Here is a 22,205-nt window from a genome sequence, read left to right on the forward strand (position 1 = left end):
ACCGGCGCCGGTGAGAATGCGTCAAGCGTACCCGTAACGGGCCGTCGGTGTGGCGACGGACAGCACACTGGCAGGATCGGCGCCATGGAGCTGGTCAGCGTCGAGCGGGTGAGGGCGGCCCGGAAGCTGCTCGCGGGAGTGGTGCGGCAGACACCGATGGAGCATTCCCGGGTCCTGGGCGAGATTCAGGGCGGTGAGGTCTTCCTCAAACTGGAGAACCTCCAGCGCACTGGATCGTTCAAGATCCGCGGCGCCTACGTGCGCATGCACGGCCTCGACGCGGAGGAGCGCTCGCGCGGGGTGGTTGCGGCCAGCGCCGGCAACCACGCGCAGGGAGTAGCCCTCGGCGCGTCGCTGCTGGGCATTCCGGCCACGGTGTTCATGCCCCGCCGGGCCCCGCTGCCCAAGCTCGCGGCGACCCGCGGCTACGGCGCCGACGTGAAGCTGACCGGGGAGTCCTTCGACGAGACCCTGGCCGCCTCGATCGTCTTCGCCCAGCGGACCGGGGCGGTGTTCATCCACCCGTTCGACCACCCGGACGTGATCGCCGGGCAGGGCACGATCGGCCTGGAGATCCTGGACCAGGTTCCCGACGTCGGCACCGTGCTGCTGGCCGCGGGCGGCGGCGGACTGGTCGGCGGCGTGGCCGTGGCGATCAAGGCGCTGCGCCCGGACGTGAAGATCGTTGCGGTGCAGGCGGAAAACGCCGCCGCGCTGCCGGAGTCGCTCAGCACCGGCTCGCCGGTGAAGCTCCCGGGCGTGCGCACGATGGCCGACGGCATCGCCGTCGCCAAGCCGGGCGCCCTGACGTACCGGCACGTCCGCGACCTGGTCGACGACGTCGTGACGGTCACCGAGGACTCGCTGGCCCGGGCGGTGCTGCTGTCCATGGAGCGGGCCAAGCAGGTCGTCGAGCCCGCCGGCGCCGCCACCATCGCCGCGCTCATGCAGTACCCCGGCCGGTTCAAGGGCCCGGTGGTCGCCGTGCTGTCCGGCGGCAACGTGGATCCCTTGCTGCTGCTGCAAATCATCCAGCACGGCATGCGCGCCGCCGGCCGCTACCTCGCGCTGCGGCTGCGCATCGACGACAAGCCCGGCAGCCTGGCCGGTCTGCTCACGATGCTCGGCGACCTCGGCGTGAACGTCCTCGACGTGGAGCACACCCGCATGTCCGACCAGCTGCGCCTGGGCGAGGCCGAGGTCTCCCTCAACCTGGAGACCCGCGGCGTCGAGCACTGCGCCGAACTGGTCGCCGCCCTCCGCGCCGCCGGCTTCACGGTCCTGCGCTGACCCGTCTTGTCCACAGGGGCCGAGTTATCCACAGCGACCCCGGCTTCAAGATCCACTAGCGGCCACGCCGGGTAGAATGGTCTTGGGGCGGCCACCCCGGGAGGGTGGGGGCTGCGCCGGATGACGGACGCAGCCCCGCGAAGCTCACAGGTTGCCGCGGCGCTCCTGCTCGCGCTCGATGGCCTCGAACAGGGCCTTGAAGTTGCCCTTGCCGAAGCCCAGCGAGCCGTGGCGCTCGATCAGCTCGTAGAACACGGTCGGCCGGTCGCCGATGGGCGCGGTGAAGATCTGCAGCAGGTAGCCGTCCTCGTCCCGGTCGACCAGGATCCGGTGCTGCTTGAGCACCTCGATGGGCAGCCGCACCTCGCCGATCCGGGCCCGCAGCGCCGGGTCGTCGTAGTAGGAGTCCGGAGTGTCGAGGAATTCGACGCCGGCGTTCCGCATGGCCGTCACGGTGGCGATGATGTCGTTGGTGGCCAAGGCGATGTGCTGGCAGCCGGCGCCGTTGTAGAACTCCAGGTACTCGTCGATCTGCGACTTGCGCTTGGCCACGGCCGGCTCGTTGAGCGGGAACTTGACGCGGTGGTTGCCGTTGGACACCACCTTGCTCATCAGGGCCGAGTAGTCGGTGGCGATGTCGTCGCCGATGAACTCGGCCATGTTCACGAAGCCCATGACCCGGTTGTAGAACTCGACCCAGTAGTCCATGCGCCCGAGCTCGACGTTGCCCACGCAGTGGTCGACGGCCTGGAACAGCCGCTTCGGAGCGCCCTCGGGGCGCTTCACCGTGCTGGTCCTGGCCACATAACCCGGCAGGTACGGGCCGTTGTAGCGGGAGCGGTCGATCAGGGTGTGGCGGGTCTCGCCGTAGGTGGCGATGGCGGCGCGGCGGATGGTGCCGTGTTCATCGGTGACGTCGTTGGGCTCCTCCAGCACGCTGGCGCCCTGGGCCCGGGCGTGCTTGATGCACTGGTCGACGTCGCCGACCTCCAGCGCGAGGTCGACCACGCCGTCGCCGTGCTTGCGGTGGTGGTCGAGCAGCGCGCTCGACGGCGACACGCCGCCGTTGATCACGAAGCGGGCCGAGCCGGACTTCAGCACGAACGACTTGTGGTCGCGGTTGCCGGTCTCCGGGCCGGAGTAGGCGACCAGCTGCATGCCGAACGCCACCTGGTAGAACCACGCGGTCTGGGTGGCGTTGCCGGCCACGAACACGACCGCGTCCATCGCCTTGACCGGGAACGGGTCCTTCGACGCGTCGTAGTCGACCAGCCCGACCAGCTGCTTGAGCGATTCGAAGCTGACGTCGTCCAGCATCTCAGTCATGGCGACCCTCCCCGTGGCGGTGTGCAATCAGCTAGCCGAAGCATCCGTGCCGCCGACATCGTGCGCAACAGCCGCTGATTTGACTGAACACCATGCTCGGTCAACCGTGGATATCGCCGGCAGAACTGGGCAGACTGACCAGGTGGACCGGGAACCGATGGACGCACTCGACGCGAAGCTGTTGCTGCTGCTCACCGACGAGCCGCGGCTGGGAGTGCTGGAATGCTCGCGCCGGCTGGGCGTGGCGCGCGGCACGGTGCAGGCGCGGCTGGACCGCCTCACCGAGCGCGGCATCCTCGGCGGCTTCCCGCCGGCCGTCGACCTGGCCGCGATGGGCTACGGGCTCACGGCGTTCGCGGTGCTGGAGATCGCGCAGGGACGGCGCTCCGAGGTGGCGGCGCAGCTGGCCGCCATCGACGAGGTGTGCGAGGTGCACGCCACCACCGGCCAGGGCGACCTGCACGTGCGCATGGTCGCGCGGTCCAACGACGACCTGCAGCGTGTGGTGGACGAGGTGGTGGCGGTGCCGGGCGTGCAGCGGACATCCACGGCGATCGCACTGTCCACGCCGATCGAGCCACGGGTCCGGCCGCTGCTGCAACGGGTCGCGAACGAGCAAATGCCCTGGTCACCGTGACCGATGACCAGGGCGTCACGGCCCGGGGTCAGGCGGCGGTGTAGGGCACCGCCTTGACCAGGGTGACCTTCATGCTCTTGCCGTTGGGCAGCTCGTACTGCCGGGTCTCGCCCTCCTTGGCGCCCAACAGCGCCCGGCCGAGCGGGGACGCCGGCGAGAAGACCTCGAGCGGACCCTCCGCGCCCTCCTCGCGGGTGGCCAGCAGGAACTGCTCGGTGTCGCTGTCGCCCTCGTAACGGACGGTGAGCACCTTGCCGGGCTCGGCGATGCCGTCGTTCTTGGGGGCCTCGCCCACCTTGGCCACGCGCAGCAGCTCCTGGAGCTGGCGGATCCGGCCCTCCTGCTTGCCCTGCTCCTCGCGGGCGGCGTGGTATCCGCCGTTCTCCCTGAGGTCGCCTTCCTCGCGCCGGGCGTTGATCTCGGCGGCAATGACCGGGCGGTTCGCGATCAGCTCGTCAAGCTCGTGCTTGAGCCGGTCGTAGGATTCCTGGGTCAGCCAGGTCACCTGGGTCTCGCTCACGGTCACCAACTCCTCGTTTCTACCGGGCCCACGCCGGACACGCGGGCGCCGGTATGCCAGTGGCATACCGGGCACTTCCGGGCCGTGAGGCCAGGAACGAAAAACACGGCCCGTGGAAAGGGGCCGTGCTGTCGAGCGATTCTAGCACGCCACCCGTGGCGGGCGGCGAGATTTTCGCAGGTCCACGACCGCTTGCGGGGTGGTTCACCCGCTTGGCGGCTAGGCGTTCTTCAGATATGGGGGCACCTGGTAGGAGCAGCCGTACACCTCCACGATCACTGCTCGTTTCGAGGTGTGCACCACCGTGTCGACCGTGCGTTGCGCGCCGCCCGCGGGCACGTAGACCTCGCGCACACCGGCCTCGTCGCCGTCGGCCGAGCGGGTCCGGACGATGCAGTCGGCCGGTTTGGACGGGTCGTCGCGAGTGACCGTGAACGTGAACTGGGTCGTGTGGTCGTCCACGAACTTGTAGCTCGCCGGCTCGGTGGTGATGGGGCCGTCGCCCAGGTTGACGTACGCCACATAGGCCACGACCAGGCCGACCACCACGAAAACACCCAGTAAGGCCCAGTACACCCAGCGTGGCCCGCGGCGCTGAGCACGCGAACCGTAGCGGCCGGCCGGTAGCTCACGCTGTGTGACCATGCCGCCTCCTCGCTCGGGACTGTCGGACCGGTTTGGAACAATGGCTGAGACCGTCCGGTTGAGTATCCCTGGGCCCCCGGCGGAGACGGCGGGCAGGGTGGATACGACGATGAGGGGACCATGGCCGAGAAGCTTCGCCTGATGGCAGTGCACGCGCACCCCGACGACGAGTCCAGCAAGGGCGCCGCGACGATGGCGCGCTACGTCGCCGAGGGGCACGACGTGATGGTCGTTACCTGCACCGGCGGCGAACGGGGCAGCATCCTCAACCCGGCCATGGACCGCCCGGACGTGCTGGAGAACATGGCGGAGATCCGCCGCGAGGAGATGGCCACCGCGGCCAAGATCCTGGGCATCCAGCACCGCTGGCTCGGCTTCGTCGACTCGGGCCTGCCCGAGGGCGACCCCAAGCCGCCGCTGCCCGAGGGCTGCTTCGCCCTGGTGCCGCTGGAGGAGTCCGCCGAGGCGCTGGTCCGCGTGGTGCGCGAGTTCCGGCCGCACGTCATCGTCACCTACGACGAGAACGGCGGCTACCCGCACCCCGACCACATCCGCTGCCACGAGGTGTCCGTCGCGGCCTTCGACGCCGCCGCCGACCCGGACCAGTTCCCCGAGGCCGGCGCGCCGTGGCAGACGCTCAAGCTGTACTACTCGCACGGTTTCCTCAAGGCCAAGATGGTGGCCTTCCATGAGGCGCTGCTGGCCCGGGGCGCGGAGTCGCCGTACGGGGAGTGGCTGGCCAACTGGGACCAGAACCGCAAGGACAACATGGAGCGGGTCACCACCCAGGTGCCCTGCGGCGACTACTTCGAGCAGGGGCTGGAGGCGCTGCGCGCGCACGCCACCCAGATCGATCCCACCGCCCGGTGGTTCGCCGTACCCTTGGACCTGCAGCGTGAGATCTGGCCGACCGAGGAGTACGAGCTCGTCCGGTCGCTGGTCGACACCACGCTGCCCGAGGACGACTTGTTCGCCGGAGTACGAGAGAAGGTGCACGTGTGACCGGTCTACCGGTCCCCGTGGCGTTGGCCCAGACCACTACCGCCACCACCCCCGCCGGCACCGACCAGGGCGGTCAGGGCGAGGACTTCGGCAAGTCCACGCCTGTCGGCTTTGTCGTGCTCATCCTGTTCTTCGTGGCCGTCGCGTTCCTCATCCGGTCGATGACCAAGCACCTCAAGCGGGTGCCGGCCAGCTTCGACGAACCCGAGGACAAGCCGAAGACCGGGGAATAGGTGGATCACGAGGAAGCGGTCCGCTGGTACGGGCCGTGGGGCATGGTCAAGCCCGACGACGCGGCCGCCCTGTGCGCCGGGCTGGACGCGCCGTGGTGGGTCAACGGCGGCTGGGCCATCGAGGCCTACGCCGCCGTGCGCCGTGAGCACGGCGACATCGACCTCGGCGTCTTCCGTCGCGACGCCGCCGCCGTGATCGAGCACTTCGCGCCGAGCTTCCACATCTGGGCGGTTGGCGACGGCGCCCTACGCCCCGTCGTCTGGCCCGAGGGCGTGCCGTCCTGGGCCTCGGGCCTGTGGCTTCGGGAGAACGCCACCTCGCCGTGGCTGCTCGACCTCCAGCTCACCGACGATCGGGACGGCGAGTGGGTGTGCGGGCGGGACCCGTCCCTCGTGCTCCCGCTGTCCGACGCCACTTGGGAGGGCCGCGGCATCCGCTACCTGCGGCCCGAGCTCGTGCTGCTGTTCAAGGCCAAGCACAACCAGGCCAAGGACGAGGCCGACCTCGTCGCCACCCTGCCCTGGCTGGACGCCGCCGGCCGCCACCACTGCGCCGACCTGATCAGCCGCGTCCACCCCGAACACCCCTGGCTCAAGCTCCTCGGCTGAGGTTCAGGCATCGAGGCGGAGTTGGACCACGAACTTGTGGAGGTCGGCCTCGGCGGAGGGGTGGTCGGGGAGAGTCGAGCGCTCCTGGGCGGTGACCAGTTCGGCGAGCCAGTGTTCGTAGGTCTGCCACAACAGTTCCTGTGACGGGCCGCCGGTCAGGGTGAGGTGCTCGCCGGCGGCCTTGGCGGTGATGAGCTCGGGCAGGAACGAGGGCCCGTGCAGCTCGGAGACCAGCACGGACAGGTCGGCCTCGATGGCGCCGGTGCGCATGAGGTGGATGCCGGTGAGCAGGGCCCGGAAGGTGTAGAGCAAGGGCTTGAGCTCGCCTGAGCGGCCGAACAGCTGCCACTGGGTGCGGGCGAAGCCGCGGTAGTGATGGGCGTGCCGGGGCGTGACGCAGCCGGCGGCGAAGCCGGCCAGCTCGGCGTGGGCGTCGGAGGTCTGCACGACCAGGGGCGACAACAGCTGCTCAAGGACGTAACCGTTGGGCCGCAACAGAAGTCGGGTGAACTTGAGCAGGTCGTGGGTGACCAGGTCGAGCTCGACGCCGTCACGGATCCACATGCGCTCCAGGGTCTCCGGACCGTGCCGGAGCCCGACGACCTCGTCGGCGGGCAGCAGGTGCACGCCGCGCAGGTCGACATCGGAGTCGGCGGAAGGGAAGCCGTACAGGTGCGCGCCGGACACGGTGGCGAACAACAGCCGGTACGGCTGCTCGGCGACGACCTCGCGCAGCCCGGGAACATCCACCGCGGTCACTGGCCCACCTCGCTGGCGCTCGGCGGGTCTGCGACCCAGGTCCCTGTGTTGAATGGTGCCCTCGCAAGCTCGGTCACTGGTCCTCCAAAGCGGATCTCCGGCGCACCGACACGAGCCAGTCCTGCACCGCCGCGGTGTCGGGCACTGCGGGCAGCGGCGAGCGGAGCACGGCCCGCGCGGTGCGGTCGCGCAGATCCTCCACCCATTTCACGACGTCCTTCCACGGCACGTCCCCGTCGCGCACGGCCAGCAGCTGAGCCCGGTGCTCACCCACGCGAAGCACCAGCTCGCCGGTGCTCAACAGCCGGTCGCACAGGGTCAGCAGCCGGATGACGTGCATGACCTGCTTCCACCGTGGCGTGCCGCCGCTGGCCATCGCGGCGGCGGCCCGGGCGAACTGCTGGGCGGTGGCCCGCCGGTAGCTGTCGGCGGCGCGCTGCGACAACAACGCCGGCAGGAGCGCCTGGAGCTCGGCGCCGAGCGGCGTGCACGTCTCGACGAGGTCGGAGGCGAGCACCTCCAACACTGTCGGATTGGCCTTGAGGGCCAACGACAGGAAGTGCTCGACCTCCCAGCTCACCCGCTCCTGCTCCGGCCCGTCGACCGAGGTCGGCGGCTTCTCGAAGGCCCAGAACAGCCGGGTCGGCGGCACGTACACGCCCCGACGGTCCACATCGGACTCGTCGGTGTCCAGCCCGTACGCGTGCGAGCCGATGACCACGGACAACACGGTGTGCTCGATCATCTACAGCCTCGGATCCACGGGCTCGGACTCCAGCGCCAGCACGGCGAACACGCATTCGTGCACGCGCCACAGCGGCTCTCCCCGGGCCAACCGCTCCAACCCCTCGATGCCCAGCGCGTACTCGCGGGCGGCCAGCGACCGCTTGGCCGCCAAGCCCCGCTGCCGCAGCCGGTCGATGTTGCCCGGCTCGGTGTAGTCGGGCCCGTAGATGATCCGCAGGTACTCCCGCCCACGCACCTTCAGCCCCGGCTGCACCAGACCGCGCCGCCCGCGCGTGAGGTTGCCCAGCGGCTTGACGACCATGCCCTCGCCGCCGGCCGCGGTCAGCTCCTCCCACCACCGGACACCGGCTTTCACCGACTCCGGATCCGTGGTGTCCACGGTCAGATTCTGAGTCGTGGCGAACAGTTCCGGGTCGGCGGCGGCCAGCTGCCCGGCCACCGACAGGTGCCACGAGTGTGGCCGGTCGTGGTACGTGGCGCCCTCCGACGCGAGCAGCTGGAACGGGGCGATCCGCACCCCGCTCAGGCCCTCGGTCGGCCAGCAGTACCGCTCGTACGCCTCGCGATAGGCGGCAGCGTTGTGAGCGCGGGATTCCGTGCGCGCCAACAACTCCGTCACGTCCACGCCACGTGCTGAAGCCTCCCGCAGCACCTCGACGGCCGTCGGCAGGGCACCGGAAGCCGCCGCCCCGACCGCCGCGTACTGCTCACGGATCAGCCCGCCGGCCTTGGCGTTCCACGGCAGCAGCTCGCAGTCCAGCAGCAGCCAATCGCTGTCCAAAGTGGACCAAAGCTGCGACTTTCCCACCGCGGAACGGATCCGCTCCAGCAACTGTCCCGTCAGCTCGGGACCGAAGAACGACCGGCCGGTCCGGGTGTGCACGGCCCCGTCATCACGGGACACCAACACCACTGCGCGCGAACCCATGTGCTTCTCCTCGCACACGACCCGGTCCACACCGTCGGTCAGGTACGCGGAGAACGCCTCCTCCGGATGCTCCAACACCTCCGGCCGCGCCGAGGTGGCCACGGGCGCCATCGTCGGCGGCAGGTACAGCAGCTTGGCCGGCTCGATGGCGAACCGGCTCATCACCTCGATCGCCGCCGCCGCGTTCTCGGCGCGAACGGTCAGCCGACCGTGGTTGGCCGTCTGCACGGTCCGCTTGCCGATCACGTCGGTGATGTCGAGTTCCTCCGGCGCCCGCACCGGCTCCTCCGGCGTCAACGGCCGCACCGGCTCGTACCAGACCCGCTGCGCCGCAACGGAAACAATCTCCCGCTCCGGATAGCGCAGGGCCGTCAGCTGCCCGCCGAACACGCATCCCGTGTCCAGGCAGATGGTGTTGTTGACCCACTCCGCGTTGGGAACCGGCGTGTGGCCATACACCACGGTCGCGCTGCCTCGATAGTCGTTGGCCCACGGATACCGCACCGGCAGGCCGTACTCGTCGGTCTCGCCGGTGGTCTCCCCGTACAGCGCGAAACTGCGCACGCGTCCGGACGCCCGCCCCTGGTACCGCTCCGGCAGCCCGGCGTGCGCCACCACCAGCTTGCCGCCGTCCAGCACGTAGTGCGACACCAGGTCGTAGCAGAACTGCTCGGCCTGCTTGCGGAAGTCGTCGGACTCCGAGGACAGTTGCGCCAGCGACTCGGCCAGCCCGTGCGTCACCTGCACATTGCGCCCGCGCAGGGCTCGGACCAGCTTGTTCTCGTGGTTTCCGGCCACGCACAGCGCCGTTCCGGCGGCGACCATGTTCATCACCAGCCGCAGCACGCCCGGCGTGTCCGGCCCGCGGTCGACCAGGTCGCCGACGAACACCGCCCGCCGCCCGGCCGGGTGCGAAGCGGAATCGCCGTCGACGTGATATCCCAGCCGTGTCAACAGTTCCGTCAGCTCAAGGCGGCAGCCGTGCACGTCGCCGATGATGTCGAACGGCCCGGTCTCACCGCGACGGTCGTTGACCAGCGGATCGCGGCGGATCGTGGCGGCCTCGACCTCCTCGACCGAGCGCAGCACGTGGACGCGGCGGAAACCTTCCTTCTCCAGGAAACGCAGCGACCGCCGCAGGTCGTTGCGCTGCCGCCGGATCACGTGCACACCGAAGTCTCGGTCGGCCCGCGCCTGGTTGCGCTCGAAACACACGGACTCCGGCAGGTCCAGCACGATGGCCACCGGCAGCACGTCGTGCTCACGGGCCAGCCGCACCAGCGACGCCCGCCCCTCGCGCTGCACATTGGTCGCGTCGACCACGGTCAGGCGGCCGTTGTGCAGCCGCTTGCCGGCGATGTAGTGCAGCACGTCGAAGGCGTCGTTGGTGGCCGACTGGTCGTTGTCGTCGTCGGACACCAGGCCGCGGCAGTGATCGCTGGAGATCACCTCGGTGTCGAGGAAGTGCCTGCGGGCGAAGGTGGACTTGCCAGAGCCGGAGGCGCCGACCAGCGCGACCAGCGACAACCGCGGGATGACGAGCTCGCTCATGACGACTCCTCCTCTCGTGCGAAAACGGCCATCTGCGTCGGCGGGCCCAGCTCCGGGTCCGGCTCTCCGACGGGAAGGTACTGGACGCGGTAACCATGCTGCGCGGCAACGGCTTGCGCCCACGCCGAGAACTGCGCCCGAGTCCACTCGAATCGGTGGTCCGGATGGCGGAACGCGCCCGCCGCCAGACCCTCGTACCGGGCGTTGTACTCGACGTTCGGCGTCGTGACGATCACCGTCCGCGGCCGGGCCGCCCCGAACACCGACCGCTCCAGCGCCGGCAGTCGCGGCGGGTCGAGGTGCTCGACGACCTCCATCAGCACCGCTGCGTCGTAGCCGGCCAGCTCCGCGTCCTTGTACGTCAACGCCGACTGTCGCAACGTGATCCGCCGTAGATCGCGGTCGCTGAGCCGATCGGCCGCCACACGCAGCGCCGCCGCCGACACGTCGACGCCGAGGATCTCCTCGAACTGCGGTTCCTTGGCCAGCAGCCGCAGCAGCGCCCCCGGCCCGCAGCCGAGGTCCACCACCCGCCGCGCCCCGGACTGCCGCAGCACGGCCAGCACCGCGCCCCGACGCAGCTCCGCGAGGGACTCTCGGCGCTCTACCGGCTGCACGTCCTCGGTGTCGAACTCGTCCACCTCGCCCAGCCGCTCCAGCGCCGATCGGACGTAACCCCGCTGGTGCGCAAGGTATCGCCGGCTGATCAGCTCCCGCTCCGGGTGCCCGGCCAGCCAGCCCTCGCCGGCCCGCAGCAGCTTGTCGACCTCGTCCTGGGACACCCAGTAGTGCTTGCCGTCGTCCAGCACGGGCAGCAGCACGTACAGGTGGTTCAGGGCGTCGGCCAGCCGCAGCGTGCCGTCCAGCCGAAGATCGACGTAACGCGAGTCCTCGATCTGGTTGACGTCCACACGCCAGCCCAGCGGCTCGAACAGCCGCCGCACCAGCTCCGCGCCGCCACGCGCCGGAACCACCGGCAGGTGCACCCGCAGCGGCATGTTCCGTCCCGGCAGCTCCGGCTTCAGGTCGCAGCGGCCGTTCATGGCCGTGCGGAACACCGCGCCGAGCGCCACCGCCAGCATCGAACTGGCGGCATACGGCCGGTCGTTGACGTACTGGAACAGGCCCTGACCTCGATCGCCACGCACCAACGCGATGGGGTCGACCTCCAGCAGCAGCGCCGCGGTGCACTCGGTGTCGTTCGCGCGTGGGTAGAACACGTGCGCACAACCCGCGGACACGGGAAACGTTTGCGCCTTGTCCGGGTGCTTGTGCAGGAGGAAGCCCAGGTCAGTGGCCCGGGGCATGGTGGTGGTCAGGGTCAGGAGCACACGCGCCAGTGTCCCGGATGGCCACGGGAACGCGCATGTGGATTCTCGGAGTGGCAGGCTGGGGCGCATGGCCAACCGCCTCGCTGACTCGACCAGTCCCTATCTGCTGCAACACGCCGACAACCCGGTCGACTGGTGGCCGTGGTCGGAGGAGGCGTTCGCCGAGGCGCGCCGCCGCACTGTGCCGGTGCTGCTGTCGGTGGGCTACGCGGCGTGCCACTGGTGTCACGTGATGGCGCACGAGTCCTTCGAGGACGACGAGACCGCCGAGACCATGAACCGAAACTTCGTCAACATCAAGGTGGACCGCGAGGAACGCCCCGATGTCGACGCGGTGTACATGGCGGCCACGCAGGCGATGACCGGCCAGGGCGGCTGGCCGATGACGTGCTTCCTGACGCCCGACGGCGAGCCCTTCTACTGCGGGACCTACTCGCCGCCCGAGCCGCGGCCCGGCATTCCCTCGTTCCGCCAGCTGATGGCCGCCGTCGTGGACGCGTGGACCACTCGCGGCGACGAGGTGCGGGAAGCGGCCGGTCAGATCGTGACGGAGTTGGCCAAGAACGCCCGTCCGCTGCCCGAGTCCACTGTGGACGTCGAGGTGCTGGACGGGGCCGTGGTGTCGCTGCTGGCCGAGTACGACCGGGCACACGGCGGATTCGGCCGGGCGCCGAAGTTCCCGCCGTCGATGAGCCTGGAGTTCCTGCTGCGCCACCACGAGCGCACCGGCTCCGTGCAGTCGCTGTCGCTGGCCGAGGGCACGTACGAGGCGATGGCCCGCGGCGGCATGTACGACCAGCTCGCTGGCGGCTTTGCCCGCTACAGCGTGGACGCCGGCTGGGTTGTGCCGCACTTCGAGAAGATGTTGTACGACAACGCCTTGCTGCTGCGGGCCTACGCGCACCTCGCGCGCCGGACCGGATCGGCGCTGGCGTCGCGGATCGCCATCGAGACCGCGGAGTTCCTGGCCGGCGCCCTGCGTACCGACGAGGGCGGTTTCGCCGCCGCCCTGGACGCCGACACCAACGGCGTCGAGGGGCTGACCTACGTCTGGACGCCCACGCTGCTGGTGGACGTTCTCGGGGCCGAGGACGGCGCTTGGGCCGCCGAGGTGTTCGAGGTGACGGAGGAGGGCACCTTCGAGGAGGGCGCCTCGACGCTGCAAATGCTGCGCGACGTCGAGGACGACGACCGGCTCATGTCGGTGCGGGCCCGTCTCCTGGCGGCGCGGATGGAGCGACCGCAGCCGTCCCGTGACGACAAGGTCGTCACGGCGTGGAACGGGCTGGCCATTGGGGCCCTGGCCGAGGCCGGTGCCGCGCTGGGGCAGCCGGCGTGGATCGCCCTTGCCGCCACGGCCGCGTCGCTGCTGGTGCGCGTGCACCTTGTCGACGGGCGGCTGCGGCGGACCTCCCGTGACGGCGTCGTCGGCACCGCTGCCGGCGTGCTGGAGGACTACGGCTGCCTCGCCGAGGGGCTGCTGGCCTTGCACCAGGCCACCGGCGCGGCGGAGTGGCTGGAGATCGCCGTGCAGCTCATCGACACGGCCCTGGAGCGCTTCGCGGATCCCGAGGAGGCCGGGGTCTTCCACGACACCGCCGACGACGCGGAGAAGCTGGTCGGGCGGCCCGCCGACGTCAGCGACAACGCCAGTCCCTCCGGCGCTTCGTCCCTGGCCGGCGCGCTGCTCACGGCGTCCGCTCTGGTCGGCTACGACAAGGCTTCGCGCTACCGTGCGGCCGCCGAGGCCGCTGTCACCCGGGCCGGGTTGCTCGTGGCTCGGGCTCCGCGGTTCGCCGGGCACTGGCTGACCGTCGCCGAGGCCATCGCGCAGGGGCCTCTCCAGGTCGCCATCGCCACCGCCCACGGCGACCCTCGCGGGGAGTCGTTGCGTGACGTCGCGCTGGCCAACGTCCCCGGTGGCGCCGTGGTGTTGGCCGGGGAGCCCGACTCCGTGCCCCTGCTCGCCGACCGCCCCCTCATCTACGACGCCCCCGCCGCCTACGTCTGCCGCGGCTACGTCTGCGACCGCCCCGTCACCTCCACCGACGACCTGCTCGTAGCCCTCGAACGTCGTTAACCCCTCCCCTTAACCCCCTTCAAGTTTTCGCTACGTGAGTGGCTCATTTCGCATCTGAGCGCACCTGAGCCACTCAGGTGGAGCTGGGCGCAACATGAGCCACTCACGTGGAACTGGGCGCACATGAGTGGCTCAGGTGGGGCTGGGCGCACATGAGTGGCTCAGGTGGGGCTGGGCGCAATATGAGCCACTCACGTGGGGGTTCCGCCGCGGGTGAACGAGCCTTGTTGCCGGCGTTGCTGGGCGTACCGTGTATCGGTGTAAGCATGTAATCAAGGAGGTCACCATGCACGGACGTTTCGCACGGGGCCGGGGTTGGCAGCAGGGCGAGGTGCCGTCGGCCGAGGACGCGCCGGGCTGGTTCGCCGGGCGGCTGCCCGACGGCTGGTTCACCGGCGCGCCGGAGATCACGGTCGACCGCGAGGAGATCGTCATCGTCGGCGAGCTGCCGGCGCTGGAGGGCGAGTTCGCCGACGACGCGGCGCGCGCCGCCGCCGAGTCGGGCCGGATCAGCCGGTACCGCGAGCAGACCCGCGAGGAGCGGATCGAGATCGCGCGCCAGGCCGAGCACCGCTACGGCCGCAAGGTCGCCTGGGGCGCGAAGCTGGGCGGCACCACGGAACTGTTCACCACGCTGTCCGCGCCGGTGATGACGAGGCTGCGCCAGTCCGAGCGGCTGGTGCTCGACACCCTCGTCGACGCCGGCGTGGCCCGCTCACGCTCCGAGGCCCTGGCCTGGGCGGTGCGACTGGTCGGCGAGCACGCCGACACCTGGCTCACGGAACTGCGTGCGGCCATGGAGAAGGTCAACGACGTCCGGAGCCAGGGACCGGATCTCGGTTAAAGCGTTGCTACCCGTGGGCAGGGCTGATTATTTGGGCCCGCTCACGGGTAGAGCGCGAGAAAGATGGCGATGTAGTGGCAGATCGCGGCCAGCACCGTGGTCGCGTGGAAGAACTCGTGGTACCCGAACACCTTCGGCCACGGGTCGGGCCACTTGGTGGCGTAGAAGACCGCGCCCGCGGTGTACAGCGCGCCGCCGACGAGCAGCAGCACGAGCGACGCGACTCCCGCGTGGTGCAACAGATCCGGCAGCACGAACACCGCGACCCAGCCGAGCGCGATATAGATCGGCACGCCTAGCCAGCGCGGCGCGTGCGGCCACACCATCTTCAGCGCCACGCCGAGCAGCGCGCCGCCCCACACCACCGCCAGCACGATCGTGCCGGTGGTCCCGGGCAGCGCCAGCACCGCGAACGGCGTGTACGTGCCGGCGATGAACACGAAGATCATCGAGTGGTCCAGGCGCTTCATCAGCGTCCGGGCCCGCGCGCTCACCCAGTGATGCCGGTGATACAGCGCACTCACGCCGAACAGCCCGAGAATCGTCAGGCCGTACACGGCGGTCGCGATCGCGGCCGTCGCCGACACGGTGGCCGCGGCGACCGACACCAGGGTCGCGCCGGTGGCCAGCGAGGCGAAGAACGACCACAGGTGCAGCCAGCCCCGCATACGCGGCTTGGGCGGGGCGGGCGGGTTCTGGTCGAGGGTCGCAGCGGTCACGAATCCGAGGTTACGGCACCGTAGGTTGCGCGGTCACCGTGATGTGACCCGCCCCGCTGCCCCGGCGTACCCTCCGGTGGCGTGGGTCTTCGCAAGCGCCTGAGCAGGGTTGTCTACGGCCTGTACGAGATGCGCCTCAATCAACAGATCACCGCGGCCAGTCGACGACCACGGCACGTTGGCGTGATCCTGGACGGGAATCGCCGATGGGCCAAGGAAGCCGGCTTCGAGGACGTCGCCGACGGCCACCGCGCCGGCGCCCGCAAGATCGCCGACCTGCTCGAGTGGTGCCAGGTGGCCGATGTCGAGGTCGTCACACTCTGGTTGCTGGCCACCGACAATCTGAAGAAGCGCTCCAGCGACGAGCTGTCGGCGCTGCTGCTGATCATCGCCGACGTGGTCGACGAGCTGGCCGAGCCCGGCAATCCGTGGCGGCTGCGCGTGGTCGGCGCGCTGGACCTGCTGCCGAGCGACATCGCCAATCGGCTCACCGCGGCCGGCCAGCGCACCGCGGGCCGCACCGGCATGGAGGTCAACGTCGCCGTCGGCTACGGCGGCCGGCAGGAGATCGCCGACGCCGTGCGCAAACTGCTGCTCCAGCACGCCGAGGCCGGCACGCCGATCGAGGAGCTGGCCGAGGTCCTGGACGTGGACCACATCTCCGAGCACCTCTACACCTCGGGCCAGCCCGATCCGGACCTGCTCATCCGCACCTCCGGCGAGCAGCGGCTGTCCGGTTTCCTGCTCTGGCAGTCCGCGCACTCGGAGTTCTGGTTCACCGAGGCCTACTGGCCCGCGTTCCGCCACGTCGACTTCCTGCGCGCGCTGCGCGACTTCGCCTGGCGGCACCGCCGCTACGGCTCCTGAGTAGCCCGGACACGGCGAAGGCGCCGGGACCCTCGGGTCCCGGCGCCTTCGCCGTCTGGCGGGCTTGATCAGCCGCCGTGGTGGTCACCGCTGGTGGAGGCGGCGACGCCGTCCACGCAGTCCTTGACGAAGGTCGGGTTCAGCGCGTTCACCGCGACGGCCACGAGGCCGCCGGCGATGGTGTTGTTGGTGGCGCACAGCGGGATGTCCACGTTCTCGGCGGCGTGGACGTCGTTGGCCGCGTGCACGTCGTTGACGTTCGCGGTGCCGGACTGGTCCGGGCCGTCGTGCATCGGGGACGCGAACGCCGGCGAGCCGACCAGCGCGATAGCGGCGGCGGCGATGGCGACGACGGCAGCCTTCTTCAGCACGTCTGCTCACTCCTTCTCGGGGAATAGTCCGGCGAACTGAACGGTCACCGGTCCTGCTCGGTAGCAAAACCTACTCTCCGTTTCCGCTCGGCACCGGCCTACTAACACCATTGTGTGATCATCTCGGCGTGTCGCGACCGTATGGACGCCGTTAAACAGCCGAAAGCACCGGCGCGCTCGAATGGCGCTCCGGTGCTTTCGGCTCAGGGCTGGGCCAGAGATCAGCCGCCGTGGTGGTCGCCGCTGTTGGAGATCGCGGCGCCGTCCACGCAGTCCTTCACGAAGGTCGGGTTCAGCGCGTTCACCGCGACGGCCACGAGGCCGCCGGCGATGGTGTTGTTCGTGGCGCAGATCGGCACGTTCACGTTCTCCAGCACGTGGACGTCGTTCAGCGCGTGCACGTCGTCGACGTTGACCACGCCGACCTGGTGCGGGTGGCCGTGGCCCATCCAGTGGCCCTCGCCGGGGGTCCCGGCGAACGCGGGCGCGCTGAGGACCATCACGCCGGCGGCAGCGGCAGCGGCGATAACGCCAGCCTTCTTCAGCACTTCCAACACTCTCCTTCGTACCGGGGAAATACCCGGAACTCCGAAACCGGGGTCCCGGGCTCGGGGCCCTTCGGTGCGAAAACCTACTCGGATCTCGGAGCGGTTGCCCACCGCGCTAACACCATTGTGTGATTGGTTCGCTTCGACGTGTAGCACGTTCCGGTGCTCTATCGGGTGAGTGCATTTCTCGGTCGGCAGTTTGCTCCGGACGGTGGTAGGTGCCGCCGCGCGTCGCCGCCTAGGCTCGCTGTTCTCATGGAACTCCAGGTCGTGCGCGAATATCTGACGCTTGGGCTGCGAATGGACCGCCTGCTGCCCGGCGCCGTCGACGCGTACACCGGACCCGCCCAGCTGCGTGACGAGGTCGCCGCCGAGCCTCTACCCGATCCGGGGGATCTTCGTTCGCGCGCCGCCGACCTGCTGGCCGCCGTGGCGGACGCCGACCTGAGCCCGCAGCGCCGGGAGTTCCTCGCCGCCCAGCTCCTCGCCATGCGGACCACGTGCGCCCGGCTCGCCGGCGAGCCCGTCGGCTTCGTCGCCGAGGTCGAGGCCTGTTTCCAGACCACCATCGAGCTCGGCGACCAGGACGTCTACGCCCAGGCGCACCGGCAGTTGCGGCGGCTGCTGCCCGGCCTCGGCTCACTGCGTCGCAAGGTCGCGCGGTATCGAACGGGTGAGGAGATCCCGAAGGAGAGCATCGCCGACTGCGTTCGGGTGCTGTCCGCCGACTTGCGCACCCGCGCGGCCCAGCGCTTCGGTTTGCCCGACGGCGAGGCCGTCGAGTACGAGATCGTCGACAACCGGGCGTGGAGCGGCTTCAACAGCTACCTCGGCGGCTACCGGTCCCGCGTGTCGCTCAACGTGGCGCAGGGGCACCGAGTGTCCACTCTGGCCCATCTCGTCGCACACGAGGCTTATCCGGGGCACCACACCGAACACTGCCGCAAGGAGGCCGGCGCCATCCGCGTCGACGGGCAGTGGGAGCAGAGCATGTTCGTGCTCAACACGCCGCAGTGCATGGTCGCCGAGGGGCTGGCCGAGCTCGGCGTGTACGCCGCCGTCGGGCCGCACTGGGGCCCTTGGGCCTCGTCCCTGTTCGCCTCGTGCGGCGTGTCGGTCGACGGCGAGCTGCTGGAGGCCGTCGACCTGGCCTCGACCACGCTCCAGGCCGTCCGCCAGGACGCGATGCTCATGCTGCACGACCGACACGTCGACGAGGAGGACGTCGTCGCCTATCTGTCCCGGTGGCTGCTCGTGCCCGAGTTCCGGGCCTACCGGCTGCTGCCGTTCCTCACCGATCCGCTGTGGCGGGCGTACACCACGACCTACGTCGAGGGCGCCCGGCTCGTGCGCCGCTGGCTCGCCGCCCGCGGTCCGGTCGATCTGTCCACCCGGTACTCCCGGTTGTTGGACGAACCCCTCGTTCCGGCCGCGCTTCGCGCAGAGCTGACAACTACCCCCAGTAGTCTTTCCTGATCGCCCGTTCGGCCTATTTTCCCAGTTCAACCGGGGTCTCGCGGGGGTGCTGGCGTGATCGTCGATCTTGACTCTCCGTGGCAGTTCGGTGACGACTGCGTGAATCACCTGTGTGGCAGCCTGCAAACAAGGGCATCCCGCAGGTAGCTTGCGAAGTGACGGGTCGTGTCCAATGCGGTTCGTCCCGGGAGGCCCTGGTCGTGACGGTGAGCGCGAGGGGGCCGGCACCCGGCCCTCTTGGGAGGGGAGCCTGACGCCGACGGCGTCAGACGACCGTTCCAGCTGGGTGGTGTGCCTGGCCCATCGAGGGAAGCGGGTGCGGGTGCCGCACTCGCGAGGGAGTTGCCGTGACTGCACGACGTCCCGCCAGCCGTTCCTCAGGCTCTGCCCGTAGTGCCGCGAAAAGGCGCACAGCCCCCACTTTCGTGCTCGACACCTCGGTCCTGCTGTCCGATCCGTGGGCACTGACCAGGTTCGCCGAGCACTCGGTCGTGCTGCCGCTCGTGGTGATCTCTGAATTGGAGGGCAAGCGCAACCACCCCGAGCTGGGCTGGTTCGCCCGGGAGGCGCTCCGCCTCCTCGACGAGCTCCGCCTGCAGCACGGAAGGCTGGACTCCCCGGTCCCGATCGGCGACCAGGGCGGCACTCTGCACGTCGAGCTCAACCACACCGACCCGGAGGTGCTGCCCGCCGGCTTCCGCACCGACTCCAACGACGCCCGCATCCTCGCCTGCGCCCTGAACCTCAAGGCCGACGGGCTCGCGGTGACGCTCGTGACCAAGGACATGCCGCTTCGGGTCAAGGCCGGCGCGTGCGGCCTCGACGCCGACGAGTATCGGGCCCAGGACGTCACCCCGTCCGGCTGGACCGGCATGGCGGACATGGAGGTCGACCAGGAGGTCATCGACACCCTGTACAAGGAGGGCAGCGTCGAGCCGGCGCTGTTCGATCTCGGCGACGCCGCCGCCATGCCGTGCCACACCGGCCTCCGGCTGCTGTCCGGATCGGCATCGGCCCTGGGCCGGGTCACCCCCGACAAGCAGATCCGGCTGGTCCGTGGCGACCGCGAGGCCTTCGGCCTGCACGGGCGGTCCGCCGAGCAGCGCATCGCCCTGGACCTGCTGCTCGACCCCGAGGTCGGCATCGTGTCCCTGGGCGGCCGGGCCGGCACCGGCAAGTCGGCTCTCGCCCTCTGCGCCGGCCTCGAGGCCGTCATGGAGCGCCGACAGCACCGCAAGGTCGTCGTCTTCCGGCCCGTGTACGCCGTCGGCGGGCAGGAACTCGGCTACCTGCCCGGTTCCGAGAGCGAGAAGATGGCGCCGTGGGCCCAGGCCGTCTTCGACACCCTCGGCGCCCTGGCCAGCCAGGACATCCTCGATGAGGTGATGGACCGCGGCATGCTCGAGGTCCTGCCCCTCACCCACATCCGAGGCCGGTCGCTGCACGACTCCTACGTCATCGTCGACGAGGCCCAGTCGTTGGAGCGCAACGTCCTGCTCACCGTGCTGTCCCGGCTGGGAGCCAACTCCCGCGTCGTGCTCACCCACGACGTGGCCCAGCGCGACAACCTCCGGGTCGGCCGCCACGACGGCGTCGCCGCCGTCATCGAGAAGCTCAAGGGCCATCCCCTCTTCGCCCACGTCACCCTGACCCGCTCGGAGCGTTCGCCTATCGCGGCCCTGGTGACCGAGATGTTGGAGGACTACGCCAGCTGAGGTTTTCCTGGCGCGAAGGGCCGGGATGCCTCAGCATCCCGGCCCTTCGCGCTGAGATCGCCGTGCTTGGAGCCGCCGCGACCATCGTTCGTCGTCGGTCAGTCCAGCGCGCGGCGCATGAAGCCCCGCACCCCGATTGCGCCGAACAGTCCGATCGCCCCCACCATCACCAGCAGCGACACCCACAGCGCGATGCTCTGGCCGTTGGGCAGCAGCACCGCCCGCATCGCCTCGCTGGCGTAGGTCAGCGGGTTGAGCGCGCAGACCACCTTGAACCACAACAGGTCGTTGTTCAGCGACGACCACGGGAACTGCGTCGAGCCCGTGAACATCAACGGCGTCAGGATGACCGCGAACATGATGTTGATCCGCCGCGGCGGCACCGAGGTGCCCACCACCATGCCGATCGCCGCGCCGGCCAGCGAGCCGAGGATCAGCACCACCAGCACCAGCGGCAGGCTGGACAGCGGCCAGGTCAGGCCCAGGATGGCGAAGCCGATCGGGATCATCAGCACCGCCGCCAGCAGCCCGCGCAGCGCCCCGAACACCATCTTCTCCACCGCCACCATGGCGATCGGCATCGGCGCCAGCAGCCGGTCCTCGATCTCCCGCGTCCACGAGAAGTCCAGCACCAGCGGCAGCGTCGTGTTCTGCAGCGCGCCGAGGAACCCGTTGAGCGCCACCACTCCCGGCAGCAGCACCTCCGCGAAGTTGCCCTGCACGTAGCCGATCTGCGACAGCACCTTGCCGAAGATGAAGAGCGTGAAGAACGGCTGGATGATCACCTGGGCCAGGAAGCTCGGCAGCTCCCGCCCGGTGACGAAGACGTCCCGCCCGAGGACGGCGTTGAACGTGCGCAGGGCCGTCACCGGAGTTCCCTTCCCGTCAGATGGATGAACACGTCTTCCAGGCTCGGCTTGCCCAGCGCCAGATCGCTGACCTCGCAGCCCAGTTCCCCCAGCGCGCTCAGCGCCGACGGCAACACCACGGCCGCCTCGAAGTCCGAGTACAGCCGGAACTGATTGGCCTCCGGCTCGGCCGCCCCGCCGCCCGACGCTGTGCCGGCGCCGGCCGGTCCGCCTCCGCCGCCCATGCCCGCCCAAGGTGGCGCGCCGCCGGCGAAACCGCCGTTGGCCGCGGCGATCTGCTCCACGCGCTCCACACCGTCCACAGCGGACAACTTCGCCGCGACCTCAGCACTAGCGACTCCGCCGAGCTCCACCGTGAACGTGACGGTCGTGCGCCCCGGCAACGACCTGGTCAGCTCCGCCGGGGTGTCCAGCGCCAGCAGCTTCCCGTGGTCGACGATGCCGACCCGGTCGCACAGCTTGGCCGCCTCGTCCATGTCGTGCGTGGTCAGCACGACCGTGACGCCCTCGGCCCGCAGCTGCGCCACCCGGTCGTGCACGAACAGCCGAGCCTGCGGGTCCAGGCCCGTCGACGGCTCGTCCAGGAACATCACCTTGGGCCGGTGCATGAGGGCGCGGGCGATCATCACCCGCTGCGCCTGCCCGCCCGACAGCGTGTCGATCGCCGCCTTTGCGTGGCCCGTCAGCCCCATCCGCTCCAGGATCTCGTCCGCGAGCTTCGTCCGCTCCGCCCGCGCCACCCCGTGATAGGCGGCGTGGAACAGCAGGTTCTGCTTCACGTTCAGCGACCGGTCCAGGTTGTTGCGCTGCGGCACCACCGCCAGCACCTGCCGTGCCCGCTGCGGATCCGCCACCACGTCCACGCCCTGCACCAGGGCTCGTCCGCTCGTCGGCAGCACCCGCGTCGTGAGCACCCCGACCGTCGTCGTCTTGCCCGCCCCGTTCGGGCCGAGCAGACCGAACACCTCGCCGGCACGCACCCGGAAACCCAGGCCGTCCACGGCCGGCTGCGGACTCTTCCCGTACCGCTTGACCAGCTCTTCGACCACGACCGCGTCAGTCACGGCGCAACCCTAAGGCCGCTGGTTAATGGGAGCAACCCATTTCTTTGCCAGCGGCCGATCCCTGCCCGATGAGG

Annotated in this window: 21 protein-coding genes and 1 pseudogene; 10 read left to right on the top strand and 12 right to left on the bottom strand. The window is 70.0% G+C overall.

Annotated elements, in window-relative coordinates:
• Positions 1-84: 84 nt before the first annotated feature.
• A complete protein-coding gene (gene ilvA / locus AB0M73_RS22580; RefSeq protein WP_363893390.1) occupies positions 85-1,290 on the top strand; it encodes a threonine ammonia-lyase in 1,206 nt (401 codons plus the stop codon).
• Positions 1,291-1,434: 144 nt separating this feature from the next.
• On the opposite strand, the gene hppD is transcribed toward ilvA, so the two are convergent.
• A complete protein-coding gene (gene hppD / locus AB0M73_RS22585) occupies positions 1,435-2,616 on the bottom strand; it encodes a 4-hydroxyphenylpyruvate dioxygenase (RefSeq protein ID WP_363893393.1) in 1,182 nt (393 codons plus the stop codon).
• 157 nt (positions 2,617-2,773) lie between these two features.
• On the opposite strand from hppD, the gene AB0M73_RS22590 reads away from it, so the two are divergent.
• Positions 2,774-3,253, top strand: coding sequence for an Lrp/AsnC family transcriptional regulator (locus AB0M73_RS22590; RefSeq protein ID WP_043730234.1), 480 nt, complete (start codon positions 2,774-2,776; stop codon positions 3,251-3,253).
• A gap of 28 nt (positions 3,254-3,281) precedes the next feature.
• On the opposite strand, the gene greA is transcribed toward AB0M73_RS22590, so the two are convergent.
• Together greA and AB0M73_RS22600 are read right to left on the bottom strand one after the other, a co-directional pair.
• Positions 3,282-3,782, bottom strand: coding sequence for a transcription elongation factor GreA (gene greA / locus AB0M73_RS22595; RefSeq protein WP_363893396.1), 501 nt, complete (start codon positions 3,780-3,782; stop codon positions 3,282-3,284).
• Between the two features lie 210 nt (positions 3,783-3,992).
• Entirely contained in the window at positions 3,993-4,418 is a 426-nt protein-coding gene (locus tag AB0M73_RS22600) for a DUF4307 domain-containing protein (RefSeq protein WP_363893399.1), read from the bottom strand.
• Positions 4,419-4,538: 120 nt separating this feature from the next.
• Here AB0M73_RS22600 and mca point away from each other — a divergent pair, with 120 nt between their 5' ends.
• From mca to AB0M73_RS22615, 3 genes and pseudogenes are all read left to right on the top strand, one after another.
• On the top strand, positions 4,539-5,420 hold the full coding sequence (gene mca, locus AB0M73_RS22605) for a mycothiol conjugate amidase Mca (RefSeq protein ID WP_363893402.1): 882 nt from the start codon (positions 4,539-4,541) through the stop codon (positions 5,418-5,420).
• 17 nt (positions 5,421-5,437) lie between these two features.
• A pseudogene (locus AB0M73_RS22610) lies at positions 5,438-5,626 on the top strand (hypothetical protein); the annotation flags it as partial.
• A gap of 27 nt (positions 5,627-5,653) precedes the next feature.
• A complete protein-coding gene (locus AB0M73_RS22615; RefSeq protein ID WP_043719236.1) occupies positions 5,654-6,262 on the top strand; it encodes a sucrose phosphorylase domain-containing protein in 609 nt (202 codons plus the stop codon).
• A gap of 3 nt (positions 6,263-6,265) precedes the next feature.
• Here the strand turns inward: AB0M73_RS22615 and AB0M73_RS22620 are convergent, their stop codons facing one another.
• The 4 genes from AB0M73_RS22620 to AB0M73_RS22635 form a co-directional block, all read right to left on the bottom strand.
• Complete coding sequence (locus AB0M73_RS22620; protein ID WP_363893406.1) at positions 6,266-7,021, bottom strand: nucleotidyltransferase domain-containing protein; 756 nt, start codon at positions 7,019-7,021, stop codon at positions 6,266-6,268.
• A gap of 73 nt (positions 7,022-7,094) precedes the next feature.
• The gene (locus tag AB0M73_RS22625; RefSeq protein WP_363893408.1) at positions 7,095-7,766 is read right to left on the bottom strand and encodes a nucleotidyltransferase domain-containing protein; all 672 of its coding nucleotides are present in this window, start codon (positions 7,764-7,766) and stop codon (positions 7,095-7,097) included.
• Positions 7,767-10,247, bottom strand: coding sequence for a polynucleotide kinase-phosphatase (locus tag AB0M73_RS22630; protein ID WP_363893411.1), 2,481 nt, complete (start codon positions 10,245-10,247; stop codon positions 7,767-7,769). It abuts the gene before it with no gap.
• Positions 10,244-11,578, bottom strand: coding sequence for a 3' terminal RNA ribose 2'-O-methyltransferase Hen1 (locus AB0M73_RS22635; RefSeq protein WP_363893414.1), 1,335 nt, complete (start codon positions 11,576-11,578; stop codon positions 10,244-10,246). The genes AB0M73_RS22630 and AB0M73_RS22635 overlap by 4 nt, the downstream gene beginning before the upstream one ends.
• A gap of 67 nt (positions 11,579-11,645) precedes the next feature.
• Here AB0M73_RS22635 and AB0M73_RS22640 point away from each other — a divergent pair, with 67 nt between their 5' ends.
• Together AB0M73_RS22640 and AB0M73_RS22645 are read left to right on the top strand one after the other, a co-directional pair.
• The gene (locus AB0M73_RS22640; RefSeq protein ID WP_363893417.1) at positions 11,646-13,658 is read left to right on the top strand and encodes a thioredoxin domain-containing protein; all 2,013 of its coding nucleotides are present in this window, start codon (positions 11,646-11,648) and stop codon (positions 13,656-13,658) included.
• Positions 13,659-13,944: 286 nt separating this feature from the next.
• Positions 13,945-14,502 carry a hypothetical protein gene (locus AB0M73_RS22645; RefSeq protein ID WP_043719226.1) on the top strand — a complete coding sequence of 186 codons (558 nt, stop codon included), beginning with the start codon at positions 13,945-13,947 and terminating at the stop codon, positions 14,500-14,502.
• Between the two features lie 41 nt (positions 14,503-14,543).
• Here the strand turns inward: AB0M73_RS22645 and AB0M73_RS22650 are convergent, their stop codons facing one another.
• Positions 14,544-15,170 (bottom strand): hemolysin III family protein, encoded by a 627-nt coding sequence (locus tag AB0M73_RS22650; protein WP_363893482.1) that lies wholly within the window; start codon positions 15,168-15,170, stop codon positions 14,544-14,546.
• Between the two features lie 132 nt (positions 15,171-15,302).
• On the opposite strand from AB0M73_RS22650, the gene AB0M73_RS22655 reads away from it, so the two are divergent.
• Positions 15,303-16,088 carry an isoprenyl transferase gene (locus AB0M73_RS22655; RefSeq protein WP_363893420.1) on the top strand — a complete coding sequence of 262 codons (786 nt, stop codon included), beginning with the start codon at positions 15,303-15,305 and terminating at the stop codon, positions 16,086-16,088.
• A 68-nt stretch (positions 16,089-16,156) separates the two neighbouring features.
• On the opposite strand, the gene AB0M73_RS22660 is transcribed toward AB0M73_RS22655, so the two are convergent.
• Positions 16,157-16,459, bottom strand: coding sequence for a hypothetical protein (locus AB0M73_RS22660; protein WP_363893423.1), 303 nt, complete (start codon positions 16,457-16,459; stop codon positions 16,157-16,159).
• Between the two features lie 221 nt (positions 16,460-16,680).
• Positions 16,681-17,007, bottom strand: a complete 327-nt coding sequence (locus AB0M73_RS22665; RefSeq protein WP_157494702.1) for a hypothetical protein — start codon at positions 17,005-17,007, stop codon at positions 16,681-16,683.
• A gap of 255 nt (positions 17,008-17,262) precedes the next feature.
• On the opposite strand from AB0M73_RS22665, the gene AB0M73_RS22670 reads away from it, so the two are divergent.
• Positions 17,263-18,483: a DUF885 domain-containing protein gene (locus AB0M73_RS22670; RefSeq protein ID WP_363893427.1), complete on the top strand. Its 1,221-nt coding sequence runs from the start codon at positions 17,263-17,265 to the stop codon at positions 18,481-18,483.
• 425 nt (positions 18,484-18,908) lie between these two features.
• Positions 18,909-20,198 carry a PhoH family protein gene (locus tag AB0M73_RS22675; protein WP_363893430.1) on the top strand — a complete coding sequence of 430 codons (1,290 nt, stop codon included), beginning with the start codon at positions 18,909-18,911 and terminating at the stop codon, positions 20,196-20,198.
• 98 nt (positions 20,199-20,296) lie between these two features.
• On the opposite strand, the gene AB0M73_RS22680 is transcribed toward AB0M73_RS22675, so the two are convergent.
• Positions 20,297-21,067 carry an ABC transporter permease gene (locus AB0M73_RS22680; protein ID WP_043719213.1) on the bottom strand — a complete coding sequence of 257 codons (771 nt, stop codon included), beginning with the start codon at positions 21,065-21,067 and terminating at the stop codon, positions 20,297-20,299.
• Entirely contained in the window at positions 21,064-22,131 is a 1,068-nt protein-coding gene (locus AB0M73_RS22685; RefSeq protein ID WP_363893433.1) for an ABC transporter ATP-binding protein, read from the bottom strand. The genes AB0M73_RS22680 and AB0M73_RS22685 overlap by 4 nt, the downstream gene beginning before the upstream one ends.
• Between the last annotated feature and the right edge of the window lie 74 nt (positions 22,132-22,205).

Origin of the sequence: Kutzneria sp. NPDC051319 (assembly GCF_040682195.1) — a bacterium.
Classification (GTDB): Bacteria; Actinomycetota; Actinomycetes; order Mycobacteriales; family Pseudonocardiaceae; genus Kutzneria.

What these genes read in the sequence shown, in the direction of transcription:
- AB0M73_RS22645 (WP_043719226.1), top strand. Translation starts at nt 13,945, where the DNA reads ATGCACGGACGTTTCGCACGGGGCCGGGGTTGGCAGCAGGGCGAGGTG.
- ilvA (WP_363893390.1), top strand. Translation starts at nt 85, where the DNA reads ATGGAGCTGGTCAGCGTCGAGCGGGTGAGGGCGGCCCGGAAGCTGCTC.
- AB0M73_RS22650 (WP_363893482.1), bottom strand. Translation starts at nt 15,170, where the DNA reads ATGCGGGGCTGGCTGCACCTGTGGTCGTTCTTCGCCTCGCTGGCCACC.
- hppD (WP_363893393.1), bottom strand. Translation starts at nt 2,616, where the DNA reads ATGACTGAGATGCTGGACGACGTCAGCTTCGAATCGCTCAAGCAGCTG.
- AB0M73_RS22590 (WP_043730234.1), top strand. Translation starts at nt 2,774, where the DNA reads ATGGACGCACTCGACGCGAAGCTGTTGCTGCTGCTCACCGACGAGCCG.
- AB0M73_RS22670 (WP_363893427.1), top strand. Translation starts at nt 17,263, where the DNA reads ATGGAACTCCAGGTCGTGCGCGAATATCTGACGCTTGGGCTGCGAATG.
- AB0M73_RS22640 (WP_363893417.1), top strand. Translation starts at nt 11,646, where the DNA reads ATGGCCAACCGCCTCGCTGACTCGACCAGTCCCTATCTGCTGCAACAC.
- AB0M73_RS22625 (WP_363893408.1), bottom strand. Translation starts at nt 7,766, where the DNA reads ATGATCGAGCACACCGTGTTGTCCGTGGTCATCGGCTCGCACGCGTAC.
- mca (WP_363893402.1), top strand. Translation starts at nt 4,539, where the DNA reads ATGGCCGAGAAGCTTCGCCTGATGGCAGTGCACGCGCACCCCGACGAC.
- AB0M73_RS22600 (WP_363893399.1), bottom strand. Translation starts at nt 4,418, where the DNA reads ATGGTCACACAGCGTGAGCTACCGGCCGGCCGCTACGGTTCGCGTGCT.
- AB0M73_RS22630 (WP_363893411.1), bottom strand. Translation starts at nt 10,247, where the DNA reads ATGAGCGAGCTCGTCATCCCGCGGTTGTCGCTGGTCGCGCTGGTCGGC.